Source organism: Clostridium sp. SGI.024, assembly GCF_050315195.1.
In the GTDB taxonomy this organism is placed as follows: domain Bacteria; phylum Bacillota; class Clostridia; order Clostridiales; family Clostridiaceae; genus Clostridium.
Genome location: NZ_JBNPON010000012.1, coordinates 44,847 through 57,696 on the forward strand (window position 1 = coordinate 44,847; position 12,850 = coordinate 57,696).

Here is a 12,850-nt window from a genome sequence, read left to right on the forward strand (position 1 = left end):
TTCTTACTACCATATTTAATATTAATACACTTATAATATGATAATAAATATTATTGATATATTCTTTTTTATGTTAAGCAATAAAAACCTAAAGATATATATCTTCTTAATAAGATAAATTTATGCTTTATATTTTTTATAATTAATATTTAAATACTATTTAAATATTAATTAAACATTTATTATATGCATATATTTTAAACTTTTCTTCTGTATTTGTCTACTATTTCTAATAACTAAAATAAATATTTTCTAATATCTACTTTTTCTTTTTTCGCTGTGTTAGACAATTTTGTTGTTAGTTAAATAGACTTTTCTGAATATGGTATACTAATATTAAACGAATGTTCGACTGGGAAAATAAGCATTAGAATCGGTCATAACTATCACTCCTATTATAATGGTCACATAGGATATGAAGTTAAAGAAAACTATCGCGGGAATAAATATTCATTTTACTATTGATATGATTTAATAACTTTTCCAGAATACTAAAAAAAGTCCTCCATAAGAGTGACTTTTTTTAGTATTCTAATATAACAACAAATTTACCTAATAGAGCTTTTTTTATCTTTATCTTCAGTTACAGATATACCATATTATTCTATATTACCTTTATAAAGCTGCTTTTCTGTAATATTTATTTTAAAGTTCTTTTCATGGATTTTTATTATCTTTTCTTCTCTATCAGATACTATTGAAAAAACCTCACCAATTTCTCCTGCTCTTCCAACTCTTCCTGATCTGTGTAAGTAGTCATTAGAATCTTTAGGAATATCTAGGTTAATAACATGAGTTACTCCCTTTATATCTAAACCTCTTGCTGCTACATCTGAGGCAATTAATACTTGAATCTTACCTTTTCTAAAGTCTTCTAAGGCCTTTTTTCTTTCTTCCATTTTATTATTTCCACCAATGGCAGCTACCTTTATATTGCTAGCTGTTAAATTCTCTATAGTTGTATTTGTAGTATAAATGTCATTGTTAAATACTAAAATTCTTTCTGCCTTTGTTGCATTTATAAGCTTTCTTAAGGTTTCAATTTTTCGTCTACTATCAGTTTTTATGTAATTATGATTTATATTTTCATTAACTTTATTGTTTTTAACGCTTATAACCTTTATATTTTCTTTTAAAGTCTTAGCTATATCTAAAGTTTTGTTATTTAATGTTGCTGAAAACATCATTACCTGAGTTTGCTTTTGAGTAGCTTTAATTATGTTCTTTACTACTGAAAGGTTATTTTTATCTAATAGCTTATCTACTTCATCAATTATAATAGTTTTTATAGTATGAGCTGATACTTTCTTTTTACCTATTAGTTCTAATATCCTTCCAGCAGATCCAACTATAATATGTGGCTTTGCTTTTAAGCTTTCAATTTGCCTTTTAATATTAGCACTACCAATTAAAGCTGTGGAAGTAATATCTAAAGAAGCTACTTGTTTTAATTCATTTATTGTATTATTTATTTGAATTGCTAGTTCATGAGTTGGAGCTAGAATTATGCATTGCATTTCTTTTTTACTTATATCTATTTTTTCTAAAGTCGGTAGAAGGTAAGCTAAAGTTTTACCAGTACCTGTTTCAGACTGTCCAATTAAATTTTCCCCATCAAGGGCTACAGGAATAACTTCTTTTTGTATTTCAGTAGGTTCTTCTATTCCTATAATGTTTAATCCTTTTATAAGGTTTTCATTTATTTTAAGATTTTTAAAATTCATTTATATATCGACCTCTTTCATTTCACTAATGCTTATTAAACTTTATCAGTAGTTTAAGGTAATGTCAAAATATATAATAATATTTTTATAATATAATTAGGAGCAAAATAATTGAAAAACTTACTAAAGAAATGGAATGAACTAAGTATAGTTAAAAGAATACTTATAGGACTAGTTATTGGTATTATATTATCTTGGGTTATAGTTCTCGGAATTGCTTTAAAAATGCTACAACCCAGCATAAAAAAAATTCACAATATACAGATAATTTATTAGTTTATTTCTTCTTATATTTTACCTTCTTTATCTACTGTTTCTTTTTTTATCTAAATTTAATATTGGTAAATTATATTTTTCTTTTATAGCATTTTCTACTTCAATAGCTATATCTTTATTTTCTTTTAGATAAATCTTTGAGTTTTCTCTACCTTGTCCAATTCTTATATCTTTATAAGAAAACCATGATCCACTTTTATCTATTATCCCTTCATTTACGGCTATATCTATTAGATTTCCTTCCTTTGATATGCCTTCATTATACATAATATCAAACTCTGCTATCTTAAATGGTGGAGCAACTTTATTTTTTGCTACTTTTATTCTAGCTCTACTACCTAATATATTGTCTCCAACTTTTATGGTATCTATTTTTCTAATATCTAATCTTACTGATGAATAAAACTTAAGAGCTCGTCCACCTGTTGTCGTTTCTGGATTACCAAACATAACTCCAATTTTTTCTCTTAACTGATTAATAAATATTACTACACATTTTGATTTATTAATTGCCGCTGTAAGTTTTCTTAAAGCTTGAGACATTAATCTCGCCTGTAATCCCATATGAGAAGCTCCCATTTCCCCTTCTATTTCTGCTCTTGGGACTAAAGCTGCTACAGAGTCAACAACTAGTACATCTATAGCATTTGATCTAACAAGAGCCTCTGTTATTTCTAGTGCTTGTTCACCATTATCTGGTTGGCTCACTATTAAGTCATCAATATTTACGCCTAAGTTTTTAGCATAAGAAGGATCTAATGCATGTTCAGCATCTATAAAAGCTGCAGATCCCCCCATTTTTTGAGCTTCTGCAATTATATGCAATGCAATTGTAGTTTTACCTGAAGATTCAGGTCCATATATTTCTATTATTCTTCCTCTTGGAACTCCACCAATACCTAACGCTATATCTAATGATAAACAGCCTGTTGATATTGTTTCAATATCCATTATGGAATTGTTATCAAGTTTCATAATAGATCCTTTTCCAAATTGTCTTTCTATTTGCTTCATAGCTGTTTCAATTGCTAAAAGCTTATCTTTATCAATATTCAAAAATTATCACCTCTACTTCTTAAATTTTTGTATTACTTATATATTCATTTATTTGATCTTTTATTTCTTCTAAAGTAGTATTCAATATAAATGCTAATTCAGTAAATAAAATACTTTGTATACCTAGCAATATTTTTTTATCTTTCTCATGAAATTTTTTTCCATTGCTTTCTAATTCAATCTTTTTTTTCATTAATGTATTAGCTATTTTAGCAATTTCCGTTCTATTTCCTTCTTTTATAATTTCATTATATTTTGTACATCTCTCATTATCTATATCTATCCACTCATAGCCTTCAAATTTAAATGATTCAATAATATTTTCTGTCTCTTCTATAGTTAAAAGTTCTTGCATAGTTACCTTATCATTATCCACTGGAATACTTATTTTTAATTTTCCATCTTCCATAGGATGTAGTGAATAATAACTTTTTTTAACATTAGAAATTGTTTTTTCACAAATATCATCAATTTTGCAAATTCCATGTGCTGAATAGAGAATTAAATCTCCTTTATTAAACATTTTATTTTCCTCCAACTTCTATATTTTGCAATCTAATAAATAATTCATATATTATCCGCATTTATATTCAAAAAAATACGTAATATATGAATTTAGAAACATTTACTAGTATATATTTTTTTAAAAATTTACATTTCCTAAGATTACCTTATATTCTTATTGTAACATAAAAAAATTAAGGGATGTAAGCAAAACTTTTAATTTAAATATTACTTACCCCTTACCCTAATATTTATATATAAAGTATATTAAATAATAAATTTCTTCTTGATAATAGTATACCCAATTTAAATAATATATACTATTAATTAATAAATGAAAATATTACCTTATTTTAAACTTTCTCTCCTTTTAGCAATTTATAATATTTAGGTAGCTCATTTTCATTACATTTATCACATTTCTTAGCATAGCAATAATTTCTAGCGTATTTTAATTTGCCATGCATCTTATTCCATATATCTTTAATATCTTCGTTTAACACATTTCCAAAGGATTCTTGAACAAAGTCACAAGGTGTAAAATTTCCTTCATTATCTATATAAGAATGTTGTACACCTGCTCCACAACCAAACTGATCTTTTGATTCAACATATGGAAATACTGAGGTCTTTGGGTATTCTTTATCTCTATTAAATTTTACATGAAGTTTTATAAGTTCTTCTTTATCTTTTTTAGTGAATATTTCATCATTTTTCACTAAAAGTGAACCACATGGTATTGGCTCTAATATTCTAACTTCATCTATTTCTAAAGTCTTTAAAAATTTACATAGCTCATATATTTCTCCACTTTTTAGCATCTCTTTTGTACATACAACTTGAGCCATAGTATAAAGTCCAGCTTCTTTACAATTTTTTATTGCTGAAATTGAATTTTCATAAGCTCCATTATATCCTCTCTTTTTGTCATGGGTTTCTTTATATAAACTATCTATACTTATTCCTATCCCAAAAAGTCCAGCATTTTTTAATTCTTTTGCTTTATTAAGACTTAATGAATATCCATTTGTAAATAAGTATGAAATGCTTCTATTATCAATACTTCTTATTATTTCTTCTAAATCATTTCTAAGTAAAGGCTCTCCCCCTGTAAATCCAATTATTCCAACACCTAAATCCTGAAGTGATTTTATTATTTTCTTTATTTCCTCTGTTGTCATTTCCTTTGATTTATCATCTTTACCTTTAATAAATCTTTTTGCACTACAATGCCAACAACTATACATACACCTATCTGTAATAGCTATGTATGTAGAAATTGGAGCAAGTCTTTTCCCAGTAGTATGATTATAAAAGAATTCAGAGTTTTCTCCAGGAACTGCATCAACAATACTTTTATAAGCCATAGTATTTAAAGGTGGTAAAAATGAATTAACTACAAAATTACCATTATTAACTACTAATCTATCGTTTTTTATAACATTCATACCACACTTTATAAGATTTATATGTTTATAATCTTTGTTTTTCTTAAATCTCTTATGTATATAAAAGAAATTATTTCTTACATTTTTATTTAATATTGCTTTTATAATTGTCATAGTATTACTTAGCATTTTCAAATACCCCCCAAACATATCTATGAGTAATAGTTTTTATATTTTTAGAGTTAAATAAATATATCATTTTATCTTTAATTTTATTATTTTTAATATTTACCATAGCATCAAACCCTGCTAGAGCACCAGTAGAGCTCACAAAAGTTACAGCATCTTCTGAAGTATTAAATTTAAATATATGTTTTCCTGACTTAGTATTTATTTTATTAAATCTATTATTTATAAACCATCTTTCAAAACTGTTTTTACTAATTGGATTAGGTAATTCCTTCATAATCTTATCTACTTTTAAGTAATTTTCTAAAACAAGACTTGGATAAATTTTTCTTACTTCTGGTAAGGTGTTTTTTAAATTTACTATTACTGCAAAATATCCATGCTTTTTTAACACTCTTGATACCTCTTTTATAATCTTTCTAGGATCTTGATATTTAATTGCCCAAGCACATATAACTATATCAAAAGTATTATCGTCACATTCTTTTAAGAAAGAAAGCATATCTTTTTCAATAAAGCTAGCTTTAAAGTTACAATTCTTTTTTGATTCATTTAACATTCCTTTAGATATATCTACTAATGTAAAATTAGCTTTATTCAAAGTGCTATGTAAAAATCTACTATTAAAGCCTGTCCCACAAGCTAAATCTAGTATATTTAATTTTCTCTCTAAATCATCATTAGTATATTTTATAATTATTTCTTCTAGCATTTCTTCGTTGTATTTATACATTTCTTTTAAAAATATCTCTTCATAATTTTTACTTACACTATTATAAGAATTAGCTATATCCTCTAAATCAGTAAATTTTTTATTTAAAAATAACTTGCATAGCCTTGCAATAGCATTTATTTTTTTCATTGCAATCCCCTTTTAATTTCTTATTTTATACCTATATAGATATATTCATATTTAGATATTTCAATTATCTCCCCAGTTTTAAAATACCTATAAGTTAACTCTTTCATTTCATTTATATTAAGCATACTTATTTTCTCAAAGCACAGAGTTTCAAAAAGAAATATAACCTTTCCAATTAAACTCTTTTTATTAAATTCATAAATAAGAATTTTTCCTTCTTTCTTTAATATTCTTCTACATTCTTTTAGTGTTTCTTCTTTTTTATTTATATGATGAAAGGAATCTCTCATTATAATTATATCTATAGAAGAATCTTTTAAATCAATATTATCAGAATATCCATTGATGACCTTTACTTCCTTAGATTTTTCTTTTGCTATCTTTGTCATGTTTATTTCAGAATCTAAAATAGTTACATTTGCACCTAGGGATATTAGTTCCTTTGCCAAAGTCCCTGTTCCTCCACCAATATCTAAAATATCTAATCTATTAATATCTTTTATTCTTTGTATTATTACTTCATTTTTATCTAAGTTAAATTTTTTCATAAACTTATCATATTGTTTACTATAGAATTTAAACAAATAGCTCATATAAATCTCCTTTAAGATTTTTATTTATATCTCTATTTTATCAAAAATCTATTACAAATTTGGTATTTATTTCTTATTTTTTTCTAAAACATAAAATATCTATTGGTATATTATGTGAATTTGGAATTATTACATTCAATATATGAAAAGATAGATATTATATTCTGACCACTTGGAATCTTCAAGGTGGCAAAGAATATAATATCTATCTTCTTTTTTTACTTATATAAATTATCTTCAATTATTTTATTAGCAAGTATTCCTATATTAACTTCTCTTGTATCCATATAAACATCTATAATCCTATCTACAAGAGTAACTTCAACATATTCTACTTGCTTTTCATCTTCGTCTTTATAGGTTATTATATCGTAAGTTATTATATCTTCTTTAAGTTGTTTTTTAGAAATCATCTGATGTTCCTCCATAAGCTTTATTCATTATATTTTATCAAATACAATTAACTATGTCTATTTTTAACTTTATTAACTAATTCTTCATAGATGTTAGATGGTAATATTGCTGCTTTTCCTTTTCCATAGAAGGCAACATCATCTATAGCAAGCCATCTGCTTTTTTGCCCATAAGTAAAATCTAGAATACAATTGGCACCTAAAGCTTTTGCTTTAATTGACATATCTTGCTTTACATCATTTAAGTTTTTTAATTGTGCTCCTATTTTAAAGCTTAAATCTGAATTTATATTTCCAACAATATTTGCATCTTCATTGTTTCCTTCAATAAAAACTATATCATTGTATAAAGTTGTATAAGCCATTAATCTTCTTCCCTTTCCATAATTGCAATAAATTCTTGTCTATTTCCTCCAAAGGATGGAATATCAGCAGTAGCTGCAGCTTTTAATTCCCAGCCTTGATCAGCATATGAATTTAATGCATCCTCTAATTTTTGTGGATCAAATTTTCCTGAAAACCATTTATCCTTTTGACTGAGAACTTTATATTTTTTCATTTTAACCCCTCCAACTAATTGAAACTAATTACATTATATACCATTTATTGCATTTATTCAATTTAATACTATATAATTGCAACTGGAGTTTACGAGGTCACAAATAATTTTCATAATTCCGAATGGAGTGAGGAATTATTACCTTCCGTATAGAGGGAAATAAATAGTATATGAGGGCGACTTGGAGTTTACGACGGAGCAACGAATATACTATTTATTTCCCATTTTTTACTCTTTTACATAATCTCTTAGTTTAAAACTACCTGCTGTAAATAAAGCCAATGACATTAATACTATTACTATAATAGGAGCAATTATTTCACCATTATTTATTATTCTACCAATCCAGGAGAATGGTGATAATATACTTAGATACTTTATTACATCTGGTACATTTTTAAATCCAGTTAAGTTACTACCTACTATTCCAATTCCAAAAGATATTAAACCACACATTATAATTGCTAAACTAGCCATAGATTGATTTTTTATCCATCTTGTGGCAGCCACTACTATTGAAGTGGTCATTAAACTACATAAAGCTATTGCAAGAAAGCCTTGTGCTAAATTATAGTTTTCTATTTTAAATAGTGTTATAGCTAATACTAATGTTAATATACTTATTAAGCTTTGTATAATGAAACTAGATAAATATAATGAACCTAAAATTGTTCTATCCGTATTTCCAGTAGATATCGTTCTTTTTAATACTTTTTGCTTCTTAAGTTTAAGTATATCCTCTGTTAATATAGAGCCCCCTATAATCATAAAATAGCATATCATAAGTACGACCATATAATAACCAGAATTCTCTTTTTCATTATTATCAAATATTACTGTTTCTACCAAATTAGTACTAAGACCTATATTAATTTTTTCTGCTAATATTTTATTTATACTATCAGTTATTATTTTTTCGGCTATAACTGATCCCATACCTGATTCTATGCTATAACTTTTTACCTTTGGAACACTTTTGCTATCTATTGTGCTTTCAAAATTTTCATCAAAAACATAAATAACTCCAATTTTATTGTCCCTTAAAGCATTATAGCTATCTTCTACATTTCCTTCTAAATTTTCTACATCATATTTTTCTGATAAACTTTCTATTATTTCTTTTGAATATTTACCTGAAGACTTATCTAATATTCCTATTTTACCTAAAGAATTTTCCTTGGAGCTTGGTCCTACTATACCAAATAAAACAATCATTGGTAAAAGGAAGGTCATTAAAAAAATTGATGGATTCTTTAATATTCTTCTGATATTTATAATAGTTAATCTCATTAAGCGCATTTTTCCCCTCCTTTGATAAAATTATTTTTATATTTGTAATTGCAAATAATATAAGAGAAAATACAATTATAAATATAAAGTCTTTAATATTATCATTGAAGTTTCCATTTAAATTATAAATATTAAATAGCTTTGAAATATAATGAGTTGGAGCTAAAACCTTTAGTGCGTTACCTTCACCAGTAAACATCTCCATTCCTATTATTGGGATTGAAAAAAGTAATGCTCCAACAACCTTACCATATTTTGCTCCAAATAATTCATTAACAAATTTACTCATAGAAACTATTAAAATAGATGATAGTAAAATCAATATAACAAGAGGAAATTCTCTTCCAGTAAAGCTTATTCCTAAGACTCTGAAGAATAACACATAGCCTGAAATTATAATGGATGAATAAATTAATAAAGCAAAGGAATCGTAGTAAAAATATTGGATTTTACTTAGTGGTGATGAAACTATTCTTTTATCTAGATTAATGCTAGTTTCAGCATAACTTCCTTGTATAAGTGAGAATATTAGCATACTAATAACAAAACCAATCATGGATGCTGATAGAATTTCATAACTAGTAGAAGTCTTACTAGTATTAATATTTATATTTTCAATAATGGTTTTTCCTGAAATATTCTGTAAAGCCTCATTAGAGCCTCCAGACAAACTTACGTAAAGACTTTGATGATATTTATCTAAGATTGTTTTTAAGGTGCTTACAGAATTATTTAATTTATCATTTAACTTATTTATTTTTATTTCATTCTTTTCTAATGATAAAACACTTTCTTCATAACCTTTTGGAATAACAATTTCTATATCCTTATCATTAGGATTTTCTTCTATTAACTCCTTCATTTCATCACTTTTTAGAAATGATACTAAATCTCTAGACATATTGCTTTTATCATTATCAATTATAGCTACCTTAATTGTACTAAGCTTTAATGGATTTTCCTTAACAGAATTTTGGAAAAACCCCATAAAAGCTGCTAAAATAACTGGAAATAATATAAAATATATAACTGTTATTACTACATTTGATAGCATACCCTTTAACACTGTCTTAGTATAATAAAATAATTTCAAATTAATCACCTCTAATCCCTTAAAGTTTTCCCTGTTAGGCTTAAGAATACATCTTCTAATTTTGATTCTTCATAGCTTATTTTCTTAATATTAACTTCATATTCTTCCATAATAGTTAGTACAGTATGAAGCTTAAAATTAGAATCTATGGTTAGAGTAATACTATCTTCTTTTTCTTTAAGGTTTAATACCCCTTCTAATTTTTCTATCTTTATAATTACTTCAGCTGATAAGCCTTTTGCTTCGATAATCACTTTATTGTTAGGAAAAACTGAAGCTTTTATTTCTTCTTCACTACCATAGGCTATTTCTTTTCCTAAATCAATTATAAAAACTCTCTTACAAAGCTCTTCAACTTCCTCCATATAGTGAGATGTATAAATCACTGTGGTTCCCCACTCTTTACAGATATTCTTAGTAAAATTAAATATATGATTTCTTGATTGAGGATCTACACCAACTGTTGGCTCATCCATTATCAAAACTTTAGGATGATGCATAATTGCTGCTGCTATATTTAATCTTCTCTTCATACCACCTGAGAACTTTTTGACTTTTTCCTTTTTCTTTTCAACAAGTCCAGTAACTTCAAGAGCTTCTCTTATTCTCATCTTAAGCTCCTTCCCCTTTAAGCCATATAAGGCTCCAAAAAACTCAAGATTATCATAAGCTGTAAGCTCTTCCATCAATGATATATCCTGTGGTACATATCCGATACATTCCTTTGCCTTTATTGGTTCTTTTAAAATATCATAGCCACAAATTTTAATACTTCCACTATCTGGCACTAAAAGGCTTGTCATTATATTAATTAGTGTTGATTTTCCTGCACCATTAGGACCTATAAATCCAAATATTTCACCTTTCTCAACCTCATAGCTTACATTATCTAAAACTAATTTATCATTAAATCTCTTTGTAACATTTTTAACTTCTATTATACTCATAAAAATCCCCCCTAGGTTTTCTTAATTCTATAATAATAAAAACCTAGGGGGATTGATATTACTTGAAGTCACTATATTAATGACTTAAGTCACTATTCCATTTTTAAATGCAAAAATTGCAATTTGAGTTCTATCTCTAAGATTAAGTTTTGATAATATATTTGTAATATTATTTTTTATAGTCCCTTCTGACAAATATATTTTATCTGAAATCTCTTTATTACTTAATCCTTCTGCAATATATTTAATAATTTGAAGTTCCTTTTCTGAGAAGTTATATTTTTCTAATTCCTTAAATTTATGTTCAGAATTATTTTTAGATAAAATCTTATTGGCAACATCGGGATGAACCACCATATTTCCCATATAAGCAGCTTTTATTCCTTCATATATAACATGATGAGAGCTATCCTTTAACATATATCCAAAAGCACCATAAGCTAAAGCATCTTCAATATATTCCTTATCATTAAAGGTAGTTAATATAATAACCTTAATTTTAGTAAATTGTTCTTTTATTAATCTTGTTCCCATAACGCCATCACATTCTTTCATTCTTATATCCATAAGAACAACATCAATATCCCTTGATTTACATATTTCTAAAGCTTTATATCCATTTTCTGCAGTATCAACCACTTCAATATCATCAAAAGTTGAAAGCATAAGCTTTAATCCTTCTCGTATTAATTTTTCATCATCTACAATTAATATTTTTATCTTTTCCACTTATATCTCCCTTTCTCTAGGAATAACAATCTTAACAAAGAATCCATTTCCTAATTTAGAAGTAATATCTACTGTCCCACCAATTTCTTCAGTTCTTTCTTTTATATTTTTAACTCCAAAACCACTTTCATTTATAGTGTCAGTTCCATTCCCATTATCTTTAAAAGAAATAACAAAGTCATTTTCTGTAAAGTTCATAATTACATTTATTTTAGTTGCCTTTCCATGTTTTAATGAATTAGATAAAACTTCTTGAGTTATTCTATATAAATGAGTACTTTGCTTTGTAGATAATGTCCAACTTCCCTTACATACTATAATTTTCACTTCAATTCCAGACATCTTCTCAAAATTTTTACATAGATCCTGTATTCGAATTATTCCTCTGTAATTATCATAATCATCAGACTTAAGTTCTTTTACAGCAGATTTAACATCTTGAAAGCTATCACTTATAAAATTTCTCAAGGAACTAATCATATTTTTTAAATTATTTCCTTCATTAGATGCTAATACTTCCATGGCTGATAATTGGATAATAGCTGTTGACAATGCATGTCCAACACTATCATGTATTTCTCTAGATATTCTATTTCTTTCTTTTAGTATTGTTAGTTCTTCTATGGAAGATAAATATTCTTCAAGTTTATTATTAGCTTCAAGTAAATTTTCCTCAGATACTTTAAGTTTATCATATAGCCTCTGAGCTTCTTTTTTTGTATTATAAAGTCTTGATATATAATTTAATAAAATAGAAAAAATAATTATAATTACTAAATTTACAAAGCCTTCTTCTATACTTTTATTAAATTTTGTATAGGCAGTTAATAGACATATTATAGGCAATAATATATATTTAACTCTTTTTGCATTAAGTGAAACTATATCTATAGTTGCTCCTACTAAGTAAAATAATATGTTTCCTCCAAAGTTTAAACATGCTATTGAAGATATTATTAACTCTAAAATTATTGAAAGTATATTTATACTATCACTTTTAAAATAAAAAATTCTAAGGTTGTTATTCATAATAAATAGCAAAACAAATAGTACACTACTAATTCCAGCGTTTTTTCCTCCGATAATAATTTCAAATATTAATATAATAAAAGATATATATCTTATTAATAATAGTTCCTTACTTTTACTCATAATACTCTCCAATTTCTATATTATAAGTTAATGATACAATAAATTTTCCATTTTTTGAATAATTATATTTTTATA

General features: G+C 25.9%; 15 protein-coding genes. 1 reads left to right on the plus strand and 14 read right to left on the minus strand.

The features are described 5' to 3' along the window. Positions 1-599 precede the first annotated feature (599 nt). Positions 600-1,724: a DEAD/DEAH box helicase gene (locus ACQRD5_RS05915; protein WP_427746612.1), complete on the minus strand. Its 1,125-nt coding sequence runs from the start codon at positions 1,722-1,724 to the stop codon at positions 600-602. Between the two features lie 111 nt (positions 1,725-1,835). On the opposite strand from ACQRD5_RS05915, the gene ACQRD5_RS05920 reads away from it, so the two are divergent. Beyond that, a complete protein-coding gene (locus tag ACQRD5_RS05920) occupies positions 1,836-2,000 on the plus strand; it encodes a hypothetical protein (RefSeq protein ID WP_308780595.1) in 165 nt (54 codons plus the stop codon). 27 nt (positions 2,001-2,027) lie between these two features. Here ACQRD5_RS05920 and recA read toward each other — a convergent pair whose 3' ends face one another. The 13 genes from recA to ACQRD5_RS05985 all read right to left on the minus strand — a co-directional run bounded on the left by recA (position 2,028) and on the right by ACQRD5_RS05985 (position 12,775). Beyond that, the gene (gene recA, locus ACQRD5_RS05925) at positions 2,028-3,056 is read right to left on the minus strand and encodes a recombinase RecA (RefSeq protein ID WP_321129577.1); all 1,029 of its coding nucleotides are present in this window, start codon (positions 3,054-3,056) and stop codon (positions 2,028-2,030) included. A 19-nt stretch (positions 3,057-3,075) separates the two neighbouring features. Continuing rightward, positions 3,076-3,579 (minus strand): CarD family transcriptional regulator, encoded by a 504-nt coding sequence (locus ACQRD5_RS05930; protein ID WP_321129578.1) that lies wholly within the window; start codon positions 3,577-3,579, stop codon positions 3,076-3,078. Positions 3,580-3,913: 334 nt separating this feature from the next. Then, on the minus strand, positions 3,914-5,137 hold the full coding sequence (locus tag ACQRD5_RS05935) for a radical SAM protein (RefSeq protein ID WP_320901450.1): 1,224 nt from the start codon (positions 5,135-5,137) through the stop codon (positions 3,914-3,916). Then, positions 5,127-5,999: a class I SAM-dependent methyltransferase gene (locus ACQRD5_RS05940; RefSeq protein WP_321129579.1), complete on the minus strand. Its 873-nt coding sequence runs from the start codon at positions 5,997-5,999 to the stop codon at positions 5,127-5,129. Before ACQRD5_RS05940 ends, ACQRD5_RS05935 begins: the two co-directional genes overlap by 11 nt. A gap of 20 nt (positions 6,000-6,019) precedes the next feature. Continuing rightward, positions 6,020-6,592, minus strand: coding sequence for a class I SAM-dependent methyltransferase (locus ACQRD5_RS05945; RefSeq protein ID WP_427746613.1), 573 nt, complete (start codon positions 6,590-6,592; stop codon positions 6,020-6,022). Between the two features lie 218 nt (positions 6,593-6,810). After that, positions 6,811-7,005: a hypothetical protein gene (locus ACQRD5_RS05950; RefSeq protein WP_320901452.1), complete on the minus strand. Its 195-nt coding sequence runs from the start codon at positions 7,003-7,005 to the stop codon at positions 6,811-6,813. A 47-nt stretch (positions 7,006-7,052) separates the two neighbouring features. Next, positions 7,053-7,370, minus strand: a complete 318-nt coding sequence (locus tag ACQRD5_RS05955) for a hypothetical protein (RefSeq protein ID WP_320901454.1) — start codon at positions 7,368-7,370, stop codon at positions 7,053-7,055. After that, complete coding sequence (locus tag ACQRD5_RS05960) at positions 7,370-7,564, minus strand: DUF4177 domain-containing protein (protein ID WP_308780589.1); 195 nt, start codon at positions 7,562-7,564, stop codon at positions 7,370-7,372. Before ACQRD5_RS05960 ends, ACQRD5_RS05955 begins: the two co-directional genes overlap by 1 nt. Positions 7,565-7,792: 228 nt before the next feature. Further along, on the minus strand, positions 7,793-8,779 hold the full coding sequence (locus ACQRD5_RS05965; protein WP_427746614.1) for an ABC transporter permease: 987 nt from the start codon (positions 8,777-8,779) through the stop codon (positions 7,793-7,795). Beyond that, complete coding sequence (locus ACQRD5_RS05970) at positions 8,724-9,947, minus strand: ABC transporter permease (RefSeq protein WP_427746615.1); 1,224 nt, start codon at positions 9,945-9,947, stop codon at positions 8,724-8,726. The genes ACQRD5_RS05965 and ACQRD5_RS05970 overlap by 56 nt, the downstream gene beginning before the upstream one ends. Before the next feature lie 11 nt (positions 9,948-9,958). Continuing rightward, entirely contained in the window at positions 9,959-10,894 is a 936-nt protein-coding gene (locus ACQRD5_RS05975; protein WP_294188345.1) for an ABC transporter ATP-binding protein, read from the minus strand. 84 nt (positions 10,895-10,978) lie between these two features. Further along, positions 10,979-11,623 (minus strand): response regulator transcription factor, encoded by a 645-nt coding sequence (locus ACQRD5_RS05980; protein WP_294188346.1) that lies wholly within the window; start codon positions 11,621-11,623, stop codon positions 10,979-10,981. Continuing rightward, positions 11,624-12,775, minus strand: coding sequence for a sensor histidine kinase (locus ACQRD5_RS05985; RefSeq protein ID WP_427746616.1), 1,152 nt, complete (start codon positions 12,773-12,775; stop codon positions 11,624-11,626). It abuts the gene before it with no gap. Positions 12,776-12,850 lie beyond the last annotated feature (75 nt).